Source organism: Virgibacillus salarius, from assembly GCF_039521925.1.
Classification (GTDB): Bacteria; Bacillota; Bacilli; order Bacillales; family Amphibacillaceae; genus Virgibacillus; species Virgibacillus salarius.
The window spans coordinates 1-18703 of the sequence record NZ_BAAACY010000078.1; the positions used below are offsets into that span (position 1 = coordinate 1).

The following is an 18703-nucleotide window of genomic DNA, read 5'->3' on the forward strand; positions in this document are numbered from 1 at the left end:
AAAAGTGGTACTCACCAAATTATTGGCGAGTACCACTTTTTATTTTACTGGGTTTTGTCCCAGCCCCTTCTTCATAAAAAGAACCATATTGTAGAATAAAATTGAAGAGTCAGTACAGCCAAGTTCTATTATAGGAAGAATTTCTTGAAAATTACTAAATAAGATTGGCGGAATTAAAAACATGATTAAAATTAAAAGGTTGATAGATTGTACAATAGCTGAAGCTGTAAAATCTTGGAATGAAGGTTTTGCGGGGTATTATATTGATACGACAACGACTCCTGAAAATCTTATAAAAAGGATGGTCAATGAAGATCTTTCACCTTTATTATCTATAGTAGCCTTTAAAGATAACCAACCTATAGGAATTGTAATGAATGGTGTAAGAAAGGTTAAAGGAAAAAAAGTTGCCTGGAATGGAGGAACAGGTGTTGCTAAGGAATATAGAAGCAAAGGAGTTGGAAAAATATTAATAGAGTCAACTCTCTCTATTTTAAAAGAAGAAGGAGTAGATCTAGCAACACTTGAGGCAATAAGTAATAATACTAAAGCCATTTCTCTATATAAAAATATGGGCTATTTAATCTATGACAATTTAGAGTATTTAACACTCAAGGGAAAGTTATTACAAAATCCGATTAAAGATTCAAATAGAAAATATAATGTCGAACGAGTAGCACCTCAGCAAATAGGTCAACTTCTGTTTTATAAAACAATGAATCCTTGGCAAACGCAATGGCAAAGTGCCAAAAATGGTGAAGGGATCATCGTCAAAGATGATAGTGGAAATGAACTTGGCTATGCTTATTATCAAAAAATATTTAATTCTCAAGGGAGACATCTAAGTACTATTTTGTTTCAGTGTGAGTCGAAACCAGACCTGACAGATAGTGAGGAAATTGTCTATTTTATGTTAGGGGAGGTTTTTGGAGATTTTAAGGATGATATCATTCGAACAATTACTAATTTACCGATTACCAAAAGCGAATTACCTCTTACCATTTTGAAACAGATTGGATTTCAAACAATAGCTCAACAGGTTTACATGACGAAAGAAATGTAATCATTTTTTCTCAGTTTGATGTAGAAGTATGTTAACAAATAATATTAGAAGAGAAAGTAAAAGATACTAGATTAAAATTTTTTTGGGGAGGAAACAAATTATATCTACACCATACATATAGGTAATTATAACATTATTAGTTACGCTTACAGTGCTTTATATGACTGGGCTCATACGAATGGGGATCAATTTGATGGTCCTTTTATTGATTATGGCTAAAATATACAGCTCAGAAGTTCAAGTTTTTTCTGAACGTACTGTTTACATTTTATCCAGTGTAATCGATTTCTTCTTAGCATTATCTTTAATTACAAATAATTGGGGATTCTTTTTATTAAGTTTACTGCCAGTTTTTATAAATGTAATTTTTGCGTTTTTTACTAAGAAAAACAAATATATAAAAAGATTCAATCAAAGTCATTCCGAAAATATAAAGCCACAGTAATTCAGGAAGTGTATCTCGGGAATCATAACATTTACATTATGCCGCAAACGGGCGCAGTTGTTGAATAAGTAGTGTTCTAGAATTGGGCCATTTGATTGAGTAAAACAAGGGGGACGATTAATTTGTATTTCCCATCCAAGAAAGACAATTGGTTAGCTTTAATAATTTGGGGAGTAACACTTTTAATGGGCTGGCAGATGATAACTTATAAAAGCTTAGTAAGCTATATTATAGGTTTGCTAATAATTTGTCTGCTTTTATGGTTGTGGTTTGGAACTGGTTATAAAATTGAAGAAGGACTTATTAAAATCAAATCAGGCCCATTTAGAAGCACAGTGAAGATTAATGAAATAAAAAGATTGAATGCTACAAAAAATCCATTGGCAGGACCTGCACTATCCATTGATAGAATAGAGATTATTCATCGGAAATATGATATAGCGATAGTCTCTCCAAAAAATGTAGCCGAGTTTATTCGAGTTTTATTAACTGAAAATCAATATATTCAGGTCGACAATAATCTTTCCAACGACAAGAATAATTAAGGTAAGACTATTCCAGAAAAGGGCGCGCTTCGCTTCTTGAATATGTGTGTGCTTCAGAGCTGGGTCATATTGTTGTATAATTTCGTGAAATATTGGGGGAACTGATATGAACTTTATTGAATCGATAGACCAGTTTTTAATGCAATTGGTCATAGTCCCTATTGTAGTAATTGGATTAGGTGTTTTGTCAGCAGTTACTACTAAAAGAATCTTTGTCGGACCTTTAGTGACATTAATTCTTAATTTGTTGTATGAAGTATGGTATGCAAAATATTATTATCCTAATTTGGAGATTAGTTTCACATCTTGGAATATATATTTTCCAATTATATCTCTAGTTATTTCTGGAATCTTTATATCAGCAAGGAAAACGAAACCAAAGGAGTCTCATTGAAAAATTAATAACAGGTAACACTTAGGTCACCTATCTGGAATTGCGCCTCAATCGGGCCATATTGTTATAGAAATGCTTATCCACATCTACGATTGTAGAAACCGAGTTTCCTTTTTTTCTTCAGTTAAAAGCCTAGTTAATGATTGTTTCTACTCAGAGATCTTATAACCGTACTCCAGAATAGGTCGCAGTTGTAGAATAAGAGCTGCGCTTCTATAGGTCCCATAATGTTTAATAAAATGAAACCTTTCATAAGAGCAGTCGTATTTCAATTAAATGCTTTATTTCAGGAGGGGTAATTTGAAACTTATATTTTATTTTTTCATCCTAGCTTTGATTGTATTTTTAAATATTGGTCTTTATTTACCATTTTTAAAAGGCGATGAAGAAGATATTTGTAGTAATATAAACCGCTTGAAGAAATATAAGTGGTTTCAAGACCTTTTAAATAATAAAAACTATAAAGAACTAATTGTTTATGATAAAGATGTGCGTAAAGTCATTGGAAAGTTCAGTGGTAATAAAATTGATAGCAAACTTTTTCAGAATATATACCGAAAAAAGCTGCATAACACTTTACATCAAAAATCAAACCGTTTGGCTTAATAATAATGAAACATTCATTAATCGGGCGCGATTCTGGAATAAACAACTGCGTCCTGTGTTTAAGAAAAGGGGCAGATTGCTTAAGAACATGGAACTGTTTAGGAAAGAAAATGTGTTTACAATAAATGTAATTTTTTATGACCAAAGGAGAGGGTTTCTTGAAAGCTAAATGCCTTAAATTCAATGAATTTGGCAACCCCCAAGAAGTACTTAAAGTTGAATATAAAGACATTCAACCCCCAAAAGAAAACGAGGTTCTTGTACGCATGGTAGCTAGACCAATTAACCCATCTGATTTAATACCGATAAGGGGTGCTTACTCTCACAGAATTTCTTTACCAAATATTCCGGGTTATGAGGGAGTTGGAATTGTCGAAAACGTAGGTTCCTTGTTATCTCAAAATCTTATCGGCAAGCGGGTTTTGCCTATAAGGGGAGAAGGTACTTGGCAGGAGTTTGTTAAAACATCAGCAGAATTTACAGTGGCAATTCCAGATTCTATTGATGACTTTACAGCTGCGCAAATGTACATAAATCCAATTACAGCCTTGGTCATCTGTACTCAGGAGTTAGGATTAAGACCAAATGATATCCTCTTAGTCAATGCCTGTGGTTCATCTATCGGGCATATTTTTGCCCAATTATCTAAAGTGCTGGGCTTCCGGCTAATTGCGATAACTAGGAATGATGAGTATTCAAAGGATCTAATAAGGCTTGGTGCTTCTTATGTAATTAATACCTCTATAGATCCATTACGTGAAACAGTTATGGATTTATCTGGTGGGTTTGGGGCCGATGCAGCTATTGATTCAATTGGGGGATCAGTCGGTAATGATCTAGCTTTTTGCGTTCGTCCTGAAAGTACTTTTTTAACCTTAGGTCTTTTATCAGGAATCCAAGTAGACTGGGCTAGGATTACAAATGAGGCAAAAGTGAACGCAAAGTTATTTCATTTGCGGCATTGGAATAAAAGAGTCTCAGCCGATGTTTGGCAGGAGACATTTAACCATTTAATAACATTGGTTAATGGTAAAAAATTAAGGCTTATGAGACCTAAATCATATCACAGTTTATCGGAAATACAGGAAGCTGTTCGGATTGTTGAATTATCGAGGGGAAATCAAGGCAAAGTGATTTTAACGAACTGATAGGACTGCTTATTCCGTTAACGGGCGCTTTTCCGAATAAGGGTCAGCGCTCATTTTCATTAAAGGGCTATTTAGTTGAATAAAGACAAAATTGACTTGACAAAAAGACTAATTGAGTAATACTCTTAACCCCATTTAGTCTAATTAGACCATTGCAAACAAAGAAAGAAGGTTTTTCGATGAAATCTATATTATTAATCGGACAATCAAATATGGCAGGCAGAGGATTTATTGAGGATGTACCGCCAATTTATAATGAGTACATACATATGTTGCGAAACGGCAGATGGCAAATGATGGCAGAACCGCTTAATTTTGATCGTCACGTATCTGGTATTGGGCCGGCAGCCTCTTTTGCTCAGGCATGGACAGAGGATCATCAGGGCGAGTCCATTGGGCTAATAACCTGTGCCGAGGGAGGAAGCTCTATTGATGAGTGGTCAATTGATGGACTATTAACAAGACATGCGATTTCTGAAGCAAAATTCGCTATGGAAACAAGTGAAATAGTGGGAATTCTGTGGCATCAAGGAGAAAGCGACAGTTACGGAGAACGTTATCAGACGTATGAAGATAAATTGCTTTCATTATTTAAACACTTGAGAGAAGAATTGAATGCACCAGATATCCCGATTATTATCGGTGAATTGGGCCATTACCTTGGAGAGGTCGGATTTGGAAAAAGCGCTGTAGAATATAAACAAATAAACCAGATATTATCTAAAGTAGCTCATACCGAAAAAAATTGCTATATTGTAACATCAAAAGACTTAACAGCAAATCCAGATGGCATTCATATTGATGCAATCTCCCAAAGAAAATTTGGATTAAGATACTATGAAGCTTTTTCAAAACAAAAGCATGTTTTGGATATTTTGGACATAGAGCATGAATGGATTGAAAAGGAAGCAAAACGAGAACTAACTAAAAATGAACGTATATTTGTTCAAAGTATGAAGTTTGCCTTAGGACAATTAAGTTTTGAGGAGTTTTCTATGAATGTCTCCAATATTAATGAAAGCAAGTAAATTCTCTAATGTAATAATGCTTCACTTCTAAAAATGTCTTATCATGAAGAAATTGCTTAATTTCTATAGGATCGTGTGTACTCAGATATAATTTTGATTCTCATGTAAAACCATTATTTTACATATCATTTAAATGATGGTTCTTTATTTAAATTCATGTTAAAATATTTCTATTGCATTACTTTAATGTAACGTTAATATTACAATTTTGATAGGGCCTTCCCTTTTTTAGAGAGGATATATGATATGTGTGGATTTGTAGGTATGTTATTTGATACTCCAATGGAAAGATATGAACAAGATATTGCGCAATTTAAGGAACAAAATAATATTATAACCCACCGCGGTCCGGATGAGGAGCAATATTATTTTGACTCCTATGTATCATTTGGGTTCCGCCGATTAAGTATTATTGATATAGAGAGTGGAACACAACCATTAAGCTATAATGATAAGCAAATATGGATGGTTTTTAATGGGGAGATTTATAATTATTTAGAACTTAGACAAGACCTGATTAAAGAGGGTTATCACTTTGACACTGATTCAGACACAGAAGTGATTGCAGCTTTATTTGTTAAGTATAGAGAGGAGGCATTTAAATACTTAAGAGGAATGTTTTCTATTCTAATCTGGGATAAAGAAAGGAAAGAATTTTATGGTGCAAGAGATCCATTTGGAATTAAACCGCTTTTCTATTATGAAAATGATTTAGGGACATGCTTTGCCTCAGAGAAGAAAAGTATCTCATTAATGATGGAAAAGGAGGAAGTAAATCTAGATGCATTACAACACTACTTCAGCTTTCAATACGTCCCAGAACCAATGACATTGTCCCGTGGGATAAAAAAGGTAAAACCTGGTCACTATTTTAAAAAGAAACCAGGTGAATCAATTGTATTTACTCAATATTGGCATGCTACATTTCAGCCAGTAACTAAGGACAAACATGATTGGATAAAACAAATTCAAGATGTAATGTACGATTCGGTGAATAAGCATTTGCGTAGCGATGTGCCGGTAGGATCATTTTTGTCTGGAGGGATTGATTCAACCTTAATTGTTTCTATTGCGAGGGAATTCAATCCAAATATTAAAACATTTTCAGTAGGATTTGAACGAGAAGGATTTTCCGAAATGGATGTAGCTAAAAAAACTGCAGATAAATTAAATGTGGAAAATATAGCTACATTTATTTCTCCTGAAGAATATATAAATAGCCTACCAAAAATAATGTGGCATATGGATGATCCATTGGCTGACCCCTCTTGTGTGCCACTTTATTTTGTGTCAACGGAAGCAAGTCAACATGTAAAAGTAGTTTTATCCGGAGAAGGGTCTGATGAACTATTTGGTGGCTATAATATATACCGTGAACCGGAATCCCTAAAGGTATTTGATTCCGTTCCAGCACCTGTAAGAGGTTTGCTAGCTAAAGTTTCAGCTGTTTTACCTGAAGGTGTAAAAGGTAAAAGCTTCCTGTATCGTGGTACAACTCCTTTACGTGACCGCTATATTGGAAATGCTAAGATGTTTGAAGAAGAAGAAAAACGCAAACTATTAAAGAAATACAACGACCATGTACAATATCAGCAAATCACTGAATCACTATTTGATAATGTAGAGGAATATCCATTGGTAAATCAAATGCAATATATTGATATTAATACATGGATGCGTGGTGACATACTATTAAAAGCAGATCGAGTAACAATGGCTAATTCCCTTGAATTACGCGTGCCTTTTTTGGATAAAGAAGTCTTTCAGGTTGCTAAGCAACTTCCTGTTGATATGAAAATTGCTAATGGTACAACAAAACAGATTCTAAGAGAAGCTTCTCGTGGGATTATTCCTGATCATGTACTTGATCGTAAGAAGTTAGGCTTCCCAGTACCTATTCGCCATTGGTTGAAAAATGAGTTGAATAGTTGGGCTAAACAACTTATTCGAAACAGTGAAACAGATCATTTGCTACACAAGGATTACATTTTACAATTACTTCAAGCGCACTGTCAGGGAAAAGTTGATTATAGCAGGAAAATTTGGACAGTTCTTATGTTTATGGTATGGCATCAGAACTTTATAGAAGGAACATTCAAAAAGGAAGATATTCAAAAAATGGGACAAGAAAAAGAAGTGCTGGTATACAGCTGAAGGTAAGACAACTTGTATCAATATGTAAAACAAGAATCGAAGATTGCTAGCAGTAACCATTTATCTATGGAAAGTATTATGGATATGTCATCGAAAAAGCAAAGCCCCACTATCTTTTAGGAAGGGGCTTTAACTTTTAACTTAAAAGCAGTCAAACTACTTTGATAATTGATATGAAACAATAGGGATACCATGTTCCATTAATTTTCTTGGCTCGAGCCTGTTCGTAAATCTGAAAGGAGAGATTTGATATGGAAAATAGTACGGAACGCCAAATCTTAGAGGAGTTAAAAAATATAAATAAATCATTACAGTATAGGAGCAATAAAATAGATGACATGGAAAACGTGGCAAACCACTCTTCATTATAGGAGATATATTAAAATCATTGTTCATTGGAGTTCTTATCGTTGGTCCAGCTATAGCAGTTGCAATAGTAGCTTTTCAAGTTATTAGTGGTTGGCTATTTAATTAATCACTTTCCTTATATAACTATTAATAAATAGCATATTACATTTTAGTTTTTGGGGGAGATATTATTGAAAGTACTTAGACTTGTGTTAGCTATTATTGTAGTTTCATTATCAAGTTATGGTTTGATAACGGATACATCTGAAGTAATAATTCCTTATATATTATTATTTTTAGGGACAATGCTCTTTGTTACAGGCATTATTGAATTTAAAAAACGAAAGCCAACTGCCATTACGCTTATGCTTGCATCTGGTTTTAGCTTTTTTGTTACAATCTATACTTTAATAAGCTAACAGTGCTAGCATTGCATAAATGTTGCGCCTCGATTGAAACTCAGTGTTTAACAAGGAGTGATAAATTCAATGCCTATCTGTCAAAAGTGCAATAACAAGTGGAGCTGGAAACAAACCCTTAAGAAGATGTTTACATTGGATACCGGAATGACTTGCCCCTATTGTAGAGAAAAACAATATCAAACACAAAAGTCAAAAAAGAAAGCAGGGCTTCTGAATTTTTTCGTTCCTCTACCACTATTATTTAATATATTCTTTGATATTCCTGGAATTATCTTGCTTCGTTTATTTCCTGTTTTGTTCTTTTTGATTATGTCACTTCATCCGTTTTTAATAAGACTAAGCAATATAGAAGAAGACTTTAATTTTTTTGAAAAATAAAGCAACCGACCAAGCTCTTCCCGAAGGCATAAGAATGAGCGTGTTTTGCTTTGCTATCATCTTTTATGTAGCACGGTGCTGGATAATTTATGTAAAAATGTTTTGACATAAGCAAGTCTTTTACGATACAGTAAATGGAAAGAATTTTTGACATTTTTAGAAGGTGATAGCATTGTTAGTAAAATGGACGGTTCCGTTTTTGGTTGGATTGGCTGTGTTTTTTATTATAGGCTGGGTTACTGGCACGGATGAATATGGTGGAGTTAAGACAAAGGATGATGAGCGTTCGCAGTTGATTAAACAAAAGGCAATCGTAAACAGTTGGTTACTGCTAATTGTATTTTTTATTATTAATTTTGTTTTTGACTTTTTTAACTTAAATGATGAGCGTTTAGCAATGGTAGAGTTTGAATATCCAGGCTTATTTTACTTTTTTATTGCGATTATTAGCTACTTTGTATATTACTGGATTTATAGACGGCGGATGAGTGGAAATGGAAAATAAAATTACAAAGCTTCGGAAAAACAAAGGGTTCACACAAGATCGTTAGCAAAAAAATGTAATGTGTCAAGGCAAACAATTAATGCAATTGAAAACGACCGATATGACCCTACACTGCAGCTTGCGTTTAAAATAGCAGCTGTTCTTGGTACAACTGTAGATGATGTTTTCAAAAAATAAGCTACCTCTATCCTGAAACATGAAGGGTACCATTCTCACATAAGAAGGTGACTTTCTAAATCGAGCCAGCTTGTTTAATGATTGTTACTGGAGTATTCAACAAAAAACATAGCGTTTCAGCCTCTAGTCTGAAGCATTTGATTATTAATAATTATATAATCCATTTACGAACGATTTAACGAGGTGGATTATTATGATAAAAGTGAAAAAAGCATTAAAGCACCCATTACTAAGTTTTGTTAGTACAAGCTATGTAATATTCTTTGTATTTTTTATATTTATCGGGTAAGTATGATTTTTGGAGCACCTAGTAGCATAACAAACCTCTTGCAAATCATCTCTGCATGGTCACCAACCTTTGCCTTCGTTATTTTATTTAGAAAGATCTATCCGGGTTTAAAGTTAAAAGACTTTGTAAAGGACCAATTTTCTCCCAAAATTAGGTTTTCCTCTCTTAGTACCATGGTGATTATTCAGGTTATGATTATCGCTGTGACTTTATTTCTTCTAACCATTACAAACGATACTCAAAACTTGGCACTATCCTTTACAGGTCTTGGATTATTGTTCTTTGCATTCTTAGATAATTTAGTAAGGGGACCTTTAGGTGAAGAATTAGGTTGGAGAGGATATGCTTTAAATGAACTTCAAAAAAAGTACTCTCCCTTGAAATCAGCCCTATTAGTAGGCGTTTTATGGGGATTTTGGCATACCCCACTATGGTTTGTCTCAGGCTATACTGCAGTCAATTTAATCAAGTACATCGTACTTTTTATGATTGGAATTATATCTTTTTATGACGCTGTTCTACAACCTAAATAAGAACCTAATGATACCAATTATTTCTCACCAACTATTTAATTTTTCTCTTGTGTTGATAAAAGGAGAATTATTAGATATTTTGGTATATGTTATGCTTGCTTATTTTGCTTTCGCAATTATATTAATTATAATAAATCCGAAGGAAATTCTATACAAGAAAACCTAGGTTAGTGATAAAGCTGAGGCGTGTGAATAATTGAAAGCGTGTGGAACACTTTGGAACATTTGCTTCTTTCAATTATTAGCGGTCATAAGAGGCGATGGTATTCTAGCACGAAGTTTATTCTGTTAACGGAGTAGGAGTTGAAAATCACTATTTCTAACAGGGATATATTATTATCTATCTGAGCTTATAACATTTGCGATTGTTAAAACGTTAAACTTTACCCGAATCCTTTTTTCCCAAATCAGCCCAATAAGATTTGAGCCTTCTCTTTATTTTTCCTATAACGCCAGGATTTTAATAATTCTTCTACATATATCATGCCGAAATTACATAAACGATTCACTACTATTTATTACTTCACAGTATGCTACAAATAGATTGCATCTTATTTTTGAACAAAGAAAGGAATTTTTTAATGATAGTAAAAAATGACTTTATCATTATTACCGGAGGACCAGGATCTGGAAAAACGACCCTGTTGCATGAATTAAAGAAACATAATCAATCGTTTGTTCCTGAGGTTGCAAGGGAGATTATTAAAGCACAGCTTGCTTCGAATGGTGATGCTCTGCCTTGGGGAAATGTAACAAAATATCGTGATCTCATGCTAGTTCAATCCATAGAAAGTTATCTTTCAGCATTGACGAATCCTTCTAGCCAACCCCTATTTTTCGATCGGGGCATTCCAGATACGCTTACCTATACATATTTAATAAACATTCCTGTTTCGGAACAGCTTGACTACGCCGTCAAAAGCTACAGGTATAATAAAAAGGTATTTATTTTACCACCTTGGAAGGACATATACCAAAATGATGATGAGAGAAAACAAGATTATGAAGAAGCGGTCGTAACTTATCAAGCTATGTTTAGGATTTATGAGCAACTTGATTATGAGCTTATTGAGGTACCAAAAATAGGGGTGAAGCAGAGAGCAAGCTTTGTCCTTAAGAATGTTAAATCATGAAGGTAATTGTTGTAATGGCCGTGCTAATTGAGTCGTGTATCCTTCGAAAGTATTTCGTAGCTAAAATATCTCTTCCTGTATTCTGCTATGACTGTTAATAAGCATGAACCATACTAGAAAAACAAGCTTTTTTTGTATGAGAAGTTTGATAGGAATTGCTACTTTGGGAAGGAAAAATACGAATCCTGCTAGCTACAATACATTACTTTCCCAATCTTACAAAGTGCCCCATAGGCTTTTTTCGATATTTTCTCTATAAGCCCCTGAGCCTTTAATTTCAATAGTTGATTTCCTCAGGCCCCTACTTTCCTAATCAGCTACATCTTTATATTCGCTTAAAACTGAATAATTGATTTATGAAATTATTTTCATTAAATGCTGTAAAATTGATAGTTAAAACAGGTTTCATTGAAAGTATATACATTCAAACGATTTGAACATATAATGAGGTGCAAGAGCTAGAAGGCATTGTAATTATTATATTCATATAAGTATTCATTAAATGATTAGGCGGTGAGAGGTTATATTTAAGTACCATAGAAAGTGTAAGAGGAAAATAGTTCATAAATAAACGTTGTAAAGGAAGGTGGAATATACATGTCACAGAAAAAGATTGTTGGGGTTACAGCTTGTTCTGCTGGAATAGCTCATACTTACATGGCTGCTGAATCTCTTGAAAAAGCTGGAAAAGAAAAAGGATATCAGATTAAGGTGGAGACGCAGGGGTCAATTGGTATTGAAAACGGTTTGACTGATCAGGAAATTGAAGAAGCTGATGTGGTTATATTAGCTATTGAAATAAATATTGATATGTCTCGGTTTATTGGGAAGCGTGTCATGCGTGTCAGGGCATCTGAAGCAATAAAAAATCCTGATGCATTAATTGAAAGCGCTTTGAATGAAGCGAAACCTTATGGAGAAAAAGGTACAAAGGCTGGTATTGCAAAAATGGGAAAAACGGATGAGGGTGGTTTTTTCCAACATATTATGGCTGGAATTTCATATATGATTCCAATGGTAATTGCTTCTGGTCTTATTTTAGCTATAGCAAATGTTTATGCATTTCAACGCGATGAGGCAGGAAGAATTGTTGAATGGGGATTTGATATATCAACAGCAATGGGCGAATTAATGGCCAATTTATTTAGTGTTGGACAAGTCGGATTCTTATTAATGATTCCACTTTTTGCTGGGTTTGTTGCAAATTCAATTGCAGGCAAACCAGCTATCGCTGCTGCTATGATAGGGACTTATATTGCTAATGATGCAGAAATGCTTGGTGCAGAAGCCGGAGGAGGCTTCTTAGCCGCGATACTTGTTGCTTTTACTGCCGGGTATTTGGTAAAGCTACTTAAAAAAATCCCATATCCTAAATTGATTCAACCAATCGTTCCGATTATGCTGATTCCATTAATAAGTACCCTCTTAATAGCACTATTTGTCTTATATGTGGTCGGAAATCCAATGGCATCCATGATGAACTTTTTATACGATGGGTTAACGACCTTAAATGAAAACTATGCGGCAGCTCCTGTTATTATCGGTGTCATTATCGGAGCTATGGTTGGATTTGATTTAGGGGGACCGATTAACAAGACAGCTTTAGTGTTTGGTACCGCCGTTTTTACAGATACAGTTGCAAAATATGGAATCGAGGGAGCAAATTTTGTTCCACAAACAGCAACACAGGCTGCTATTTCAGTCGCTCCACTAGGAATTTGGTTAGCATCTTTACTGTTTAAGAAAAAGTTTTCCCAAACAGAAAAGGTGTCTGCAAACAGTGCATTTGGCATGGGAATTGTTGGGGTGACAGAAGGGGCTATCCCATTTGCAGCACAAGATCCTATTCGAATGATACCTGCTTTTGTTGCTGGCTCCGCTGTCGCTGGTGGTCTTGCTGCTGGATTAGGAATTAAGTTTTATGGAGGAATAGGATCACCATTAGGAGCATTTATAGGGTATATTGAGCAGCCAATTCCTTTTGTTACGTGGATATTTAGCGTCATGATGGGTGTATTAGTAACCGCCATAATTATTGGACTTACGAAAAGAAAGGTCGAGTAAAAGATGATAAATGAAATGTTTGATGCAAATCATGTTGTATTTAATTCAGATATAGAAACGAAAGATGACGCATTGCGTTTTATTGCTTCATTTGCAGAGCGTATTGGAATTGTTAAATCTTCTAAATCCTATTATAAAGGACTAAAAAAGAGAGAAAAAGAAGTGACCACAGGGTTTAAAGATGGAATAGCGATTCCGCATTGTAAACATAAAACGGTATTAAAACCTACATTGATGCTTGTGAAATTTACTCAACCAATTGAATGGGAATCAATGGATAAAAAAGCTGTCCATATCACATTTGCATTAGCGATTCCTGAGGGAGAAAATCAAGAGCATTTAAAAGCACTAAGTACCATTTCTCGTGCATTAATTGATGAAACATTTATCGATTCGCTTTTATCTGTTACATCTGAAGCGGGGATGTACGAATTGATTAGGAGAAAATTTAGTAATTAAAACAATTAGGATTAGACGAGGTAGGGTGTTAAATGACAAATAAGATTCATGTAATAGCGCATACACATTGGGATTATGAATGGTATTTCACAAGTAGTGAGTCGTTCATCCAACTTTGTTATCATGTAGATGAAGTGATTAAAGCATTAGAAGAAGGTGTCTTGGATTATTATATGCTTGATGGACAAATGAGTATTGTCGAGGATTATCTTGAAGTAAATACAGACAAAAAGGAAAGGCTTATGGCCTTAATTAAAAAAGGAAAATTGAAGGTTGGGCCATGGTACACACAGTCAGATCAAATGATTATACGTGGAGAATCGCTTGTACGTAACCTGCAAATCGGAATGGAGTTGGGAGATTCACTAGGAGGAACAGATCGATTAGGCTATGTACCTGATGCGTTCGGACAATCTATCGATATGCCGAAAATATTTGCACAAATGGGGATAGATAAAGCTGTATTTTGGAGGGGATTATCATCTGATAAAGCTAATCAACGAGAATTATTTTGGGAATCCGAGGATGGTAGCCGGGTCTTAGCTTATAATCTAAAAGACGGGTATTTTGTGGGAGTTCAACTTATTGAAAGCAATAACAGTGAAGCTTTAATGAAGCAAATTAAGATAGGAACAACCTCATCCCATATTGCACTTCCTGTGGGTGGAGATCAACGATATGTAGACTTTAATCTAAAAGAAAGAATTGCTGACTACAATAAAGCTTTGTCATCTGATAGATTAATAGAAAGTAATTATGATGACTTGTTTGAAGGAATAAACAGCGAAAGAAAAGATTTGCCAAAGGTTCAAGGTGAATTATTGAATGCGGAAGTATCGAAAATTCATCGTTCTATATACTCCTCTAGGTATGATCATAAATATATAAATGATAAAGTGGAACGTCGGTTAATATATCAATTAGAACCTTTAATGGCTATTGCAACTCAGATAGGTATTCCTTATAAAAAGGAATTAGTGGATAAAATTTGGAAGCTAACCTTAAAAAATCATGCACATGATAGTGCAGGGGCGTGTAATAGCGATAAAACAAATCAAGCTATTCTACAAAGGCTTATTGATGCTGATCAGTTATCCTATTCTATGGTTGATTACTTAACAAGGAAGATTAGTGAATCTAGGAAAGAGATAAAGGATAATCAAATTACTGTTTTTAATACATTGCCAATGCGCAGGGAACAAGTGTTGAGGCTGAAGATTTCATTATCTCAATCCGACTTTGTAATTTATCATAATGGAAAAGAACTTCCTTATGAAATTATCAGTATGGAAAAACATTCAAATGAACCAATACGAAAGAAAGCAAACACGTCTCCAAAATCATATTATTTTGAGTTAGAAATAGCACTTAAACTAGAGCTTGCTCCACTAGGATATGAAGTTTTAGATGTTATCGAAGGGAATAAAGGAGATACTCCTCAAATAGTTGAAAATAAGCATAAAAGTTATATAGAAAATGAATATTATAAGATAGACTATGTCAATGGAGAGATTAATGTATATGATAAAGTCTCTGATACATTCTATGAAAATCTCTTCATGATTGAAGACACTGGTGATGATGGAGATAACTATGATTATTCGCCACCATTAGAGGATAAATCGATAATGCTTGGATTTTCGAATAGTTTCATCGAATGTTCTCAAGGGACGTTCGCGTGTTGTCTCAAATTATCTGGAACATTCATTGTTCCTTTATCTCAGGAAGAACGGATTCAGATGAAAAATACTTGCGAAATCCCTTATGAATGTTATATTACATTGAAAACAGGAGAAAGATCCATTGGTATTCAACTAGAGCTAGAAAACAACGCGTTAGATCACCGAATGCGACTACTTATAAATGGAAATGTAAATACGCAACAAAGCATATCAGATACTCCATTTGGAACAATTTCTCGCCCGATAACCGATCCAAATCTACAGTCATGGCAAGAAAAAGCATGGAAAGAAGAGCCAACTGGAATTTACCCAATGTTGAATTTTGTGAACATACATGACGGGCAAAGAAGTGTTACTGTCTTTTCAAAAGGGGTTAAAGAGTATGAAATAATTGGAAAAGATGACATGAAAATCGCGCTTACCTTATTCCGAGCAGTTGGATATTTAGGGAAGCCAGATCTACTTAGACGACCTGGTGTAGCTTCTGGAAATCAATTTAAATACATTCAAACACCAGATAGTCAGTTGCAGAAGAAGCTAAAATATAAGTTTTCGTTAATGCTTGGAAAGTCCTTTTCCGAGTCTGAAGCTTTTAGACACTATCAAGAATATGCTATTTCTGTGCCATATTATCAGCAGCAATCATTAAATCAATTTACAACAACATTAAAATATTTTGTCATGCAACCATTATCTAATGCCGTTCCTAATCATTTGTCTTTGCTTGATACGACTAAAGTGAAAAAGGTTGTTTTTAGCTCATTTAAAAAGTCATGGGATGGGAAAGGGTTTATCATTCGCTTTTTTAATCCTACCTGTAAAAAGATTGAGGACGGTGGGGAAGTGATATCGCATCATGGTTCCATACGATGGTCGTTTACCAACATGGAGGAAACCATAAATGAAAATGATGTCTATCAAGAAAATATGATTCAGCTAGGGATGTTTAAACCTAAAGAGATTAAAACAATTTATGTTCAGTTTGCATAAGAATTGAGACTTGTTTTGGCAATTACTGAAGCATGTGGGTGATAATAATTGTTGAATAGTGATTTGTTTTTAACTATAGAAAGCTCAAAATTAAAATTCACAGCAGTTGATGAGCAGATAGCTGATTATTTTTTAAGTGGCAAACCGCCACTTAAGCAATCTGTTCTTGCTCGAAAAATTAATGTATCAGCAGCTTCCATTACAAGGTTTTGTAAAAAAATAGGTTTTGAAAATTATAAAGAATTAATGTATTTTTATCGAAAAATGGTAAAAGAACATTCGAATGATAAGAATAAGGTTACAAGGAATTTACAGTATCGATATAAAGAAATGATTAATGAAATTGATGAAAAAATTGATATAGAAGATGTTAAATTGGTATGTAACTATATAAAAAGTCATAAGATTATTCACATCTATGGACTAGGGTTGAGTGCCATTGCTGGTGAAGACTTTAAGTTTCGTTTTACTAGGATAGGGAAATATGTAGAAGTTGTTCAAGATTATGATTCTATTGAGATGATCTCATCCCTTCTAAATAAGGAAAATTTAATTATATACTTATCATTACGTGGTGAAAACAAGCATGTCATTCAATCATTAAGACGTTTAAAAGAAAAAGGGGCTACGATTGTTATTATTACCTCAAATCAATCCTCAGATATAAGTGATCTTGCAAATGTAACCTTACTAACGTCACAGATTAAAAATGCAAATGAAGTGGAACAAATTTCTGGGCAAATTCCTTTATTGATTATTATTGACGTGCTTTATTCGCAATATATTAATATGTTTAGAGAAAATGTAAGTAAATGGATTGAAACGGAGCAAGCCTATTTACAGGGACATTAAAGACCAATCATCTTCATGTCTATTTAAAAAGTATTACTTATATCATTCGTAACGAACTACTATTTGCAAAGATGAGGTGTTACCGATGCATGCAAACGATTATATATTTCCAACAAATTTTAAATGGGGTGCGGCAGCTTCTGCAACTCAAACGGAAGGATCTGCTAATGATGAAAATAAAGCAAAGAATATTTGGGATTACTGGTATCAACTAAACCCGGAACGATTTCATGAAGGCGTAGGACCGATGAAAACATCCGATTTTTACCAGCGTTATACTGAGGATATTAAGCGGATGAAGGCAATTCATTTAAATTCCTTTAGAACTTCTATATCATGGTCTCGATTGCTTCCTGATGGAATAAATGTTAATGGGGAAGCAGTTTCCTTTTATCAAAAAATGTTTGATCAACTTATTGAACATGGTATTGAACCCATTGTTAACCTATTCCATTTTGATATGCCTTTACTTATGCAGGAAAAGGGTGGATGGGAGAGCCTTGAGGTAGTGGAAGCATTCAATTATTATGCTCAAACGGCATTTGAACTATTCGGTGAAAAAATTAAGAGGTGGACGACCTTTAATGAACCTATTGTTCCTGTAGAAATGGGATATTTGAATCATTACCATTACCCTTGTGTCGTTGACATGAAGCGAGCAGTGGTAGTTGCTTATTATTCCATGTTAGCAAGTGCAAAAGTAATCCAGACTTATCATGAATCGAACCAAACAGGTAAGATTGGTATTATCTTAAATTTAACACCATCATACCCTCGTAGTGACACAAAAGGGGATGTCAAAGCAGCTCGTATAGCTGACCTATTTTTTAATAGAAGCTTTTTAGATCCTTCTGTTTATGGGTCTTATCCTGAGGAATTGACTGAACTGCTCAGATCATATGATTTATTACCAGAAACAAATCAAGAAGATCTAGCGATTATAAAAAATAATACAGTTGACTTTCTCGGAGTGAATTATTATCAGCCACGAAGGGTGAAGGAGAGAGAGAGGCCATATCAATCGGATCAAATCTTACCTGAAAAGTTCTTTGAATCATATATTTGGCCAGAGCGTCGGATGAATCCTTATCGTGGATGGGAAATATACGAAAAAGGCATTTACGATCTTGCTATTAATATTAGAGATAATTATGGAAATATCCCATGGTATGTAGCTGAAAATGGTATGGGAGTAGAAAATGAGGAGCGTTTTTCAGATAAGTCAGGTATGATTCAAGATGATTATCGGATTGAATTTTATAAAGAACATTTGAAATGGCTGCATAAAGCTATTCGTGAAGGATCAAATTGCTTTGGCTACCATGTTTGGACATTTATGGATAATTGGTCATGGCTCAACGCTTATAAGAATCGTTATGGACTATATCGTGTTGATATAAGGACACAAGAACGTTCCCTTAAAAAGAGTGGACAGTGGTTTGGCGATGTAGCTAGGAAAAATGGCTTTTAAATGAAAAATTATTGCAC

At 34.3% G+C, this 18703-nt stretch carries 17 protein-coding genes and 1 pseudogene; all 18 read left to right on the plus strand.

The genetic code is table 11. From position 1 onward, the window contains the following. Positions 1–181: 181 nt before the first annotated feature. The 18 genes and pseudogenes from ABDZ84_RS10130 (at position 182) to ABDZ84_RS10215 (ending at position 18686) form a co-directional block, all read left to right on the plus strand. Positions 182–1063, plus strand: a complete 882-nt coding sequence (locus ABDZ84_RS10130) for a GNAT family N-acetyltransferase (protein WP_343781334.1) — start codon at positions 182–184, stop codon at positions 1061–1063. A gap of 567 nt (positions 1064–1630) precedes the next feature. Beyond that, entirely contained in the window at positions 1631–2053 is a 423-nt protein-coding gene (locus tag ABDZ84_RS10135; protein ID WP_228089198.1) for a PH domain-containing protein, read from the plus strand. A gap of 106 nt (positions 2054–2159) precedes the next feature. Further along, complete coding sequence (locus ABDZ84_RS10140) at positions 2160–2447, plus strand: hypothetical protein (protein WP_343781338.1); 288 nt, start codon at positions 2160–2162, stop codon at positions 2445–2447. Positions 2448–2747: 300 nt separating this feature from the next. Then, positions 2748–3053 carry a hypothetical protein gene (locus ABDZ84_RS10145; RefSeq protein ID WP_026681579.1) on the plus strand — a complete coding sequence of 102 codons (306 nt, stop codon included), beginning with the start codon at positions 2748–2750 and terminating at the stop codon, positions 3051–3053. 158 nt (positions 3054–3211) lie between these two features. Next, entirely contained in the window at positions 3212–4201 is a 990-nt protein-coding gene (locus ABDZ84_RS10150) for a zinc-dependent alcohol dehydrogenase family protein (RefSeq protein WP_166529770.1), read from the plus strand. A gap of 179 nt (positions 4202–4380) precedes the next feature. Further along, complete coding sequence (locus ABDZ84_RS10155) at positions 4381–5229, plus strand: sialate O-acetylesterase (protein ID WP_205388769.1); 849 nt, start codon at positions 4381–4383, stop codon at positions 5227–5229. A gap of 246 nt (positions 5230–5475) precedes the next feature. Beyond that, complete coding sequence (asnB, locus tag ABDZ84_RS10160; RefSeq protein ID WP_343781342.1) at positions 5476–7383, plus strand: asparagine synthase (glutamine-hydrolyzing); 1908 nt, start codon at positions 5476–5478, stop codon at positions 7381–7383. Between the two features lie 539 nt (positions 7384–7922). Then, positions 7923–8150: a DUF3953 domain-containing protein gene (locus ABDZ84_RS10165; protein WP_026681575.1), complete on the plus strand. Its 228-nt coding sequence runs from the start codon at positions 7923–7925 to the stop codon at positions 8148–8150. A gap of 69 nt (positions 8151–8219) precedes the next feature. Next, positions 8220–8531: a TIGR04104 family putative zinc finger protein gene (locus ABDZ84_RS10170; RefSeq protein ID WP_026681574.1), complete on the plus strand. Its 312-nt coding sequence runs from the start codon at positions 8220–8222 to the stop codon at positions 8529–8531. Between the two features lie 163 nt (positions 8532–8694). Further along, positions 8695–9036: a DUF2178 domain-containing protein gene (locus tag ABDZ84_RS10175; RefSeq protein ID WP_281948873.1), complete on the plus strand. Its 342-nt coding sequence runs from the start codon at positions 8695–8697 to the stop codon at positions 9034–9036. Further along, a pseudogene (locus tag ABDZ84_RS10180) lies at positions 9026–9213 on the plus strand (helix-turn-helix transcriptional regulator). The gene ABDZ84_RS10175 and the pseudogene ABDZ84_RS10180 overlap by 11 nt, the downstream one beginning before the upstream one ends. A gap of 291 nt (positions 9214–9504) precedes the next feature. Next, entirely contained in the window at positions 9505–10035 is a 531-nt protein-coding gene (locus tag ABDZ84_RS10185; RefSeq protein WP_343781346.1) for a CPBP family intramembrane glutamic endopeptidase, read from the plus strand. 581 nt (positions 10036–10616) lie between these two features. Continuing rightward, a complete protein-coding gene (locus ABDZ84_RS10190; RefSeq protein WP_343781348.1) occupies positions 10617–11168 on the plus strand; it encodes an AAA family ATPase in 552 nt (183 codons plus the stop codon). Positions 11169–11765: 597 nt separating this feature from the next. Further along, positions 11766–13232, plus strand: a complete 1467-nt coding sequence (locus tag ABDZ84_RS10195; protein ID WP_166529773.1) for a PTS fructose transporter subunit IIC — start codon at positions 11766–11768, stop codon at positions 13230–13232. Positions 13233–13235: 3 nt separating this feature from the next. Then, the gene (locus ABDZ84_RS10200) at positions 13236–13691 is read left to right on the plus strand and encodes a PTS sugar transporter subunit IIA (protein WP_026681569.1); all 456 of its coding nucleotides are present in this window, start codon (positions 13236–13238) and stop codon (positions 13689–13691) included. A gap of 32 nt (positions 13692–13723) precedes the next feature. Continuing rightward, positions 13724–16363: a glycoside hydrolase family 38 N-terminal domain-containing protein gene (locus tag ABDZ84_RS10205; RefSeq protein ID WP_026681568.1), complete on the plus strand. Its 2640-nt coding sequence runs from the start codon at positions 13724–13726 to the stop codon at positions 16361–16363. Between the two features lie 48 nt (positions 16364–16411). Beyond that, positions 16412–17215, plus strand: coding sequence for a MurR/RpiR family transcriptional regulator (locus ABDZ84_RS10210; RefSeq protein ID WP_080668687.1), 804 nt, complete (start codon positions 16412–16414; stop codon positions 17213–17215). 85 nt (positions 17216–17300) lie between these two features. After that, positions 17301–18686 carry a glycoside hydrolase family 1 protein gene (locus ABDZ84_RS10215; protein WP_343781352.1) on the plus strand — a complete coding sequence of 462 codons (1386 nt, stop codon included), beginning with the start codon at positions 17301–17303 and terminating at the stop codon, positions 18684–18686. Positions 18687–18703 lie beyond the last annotated feature (17 nt).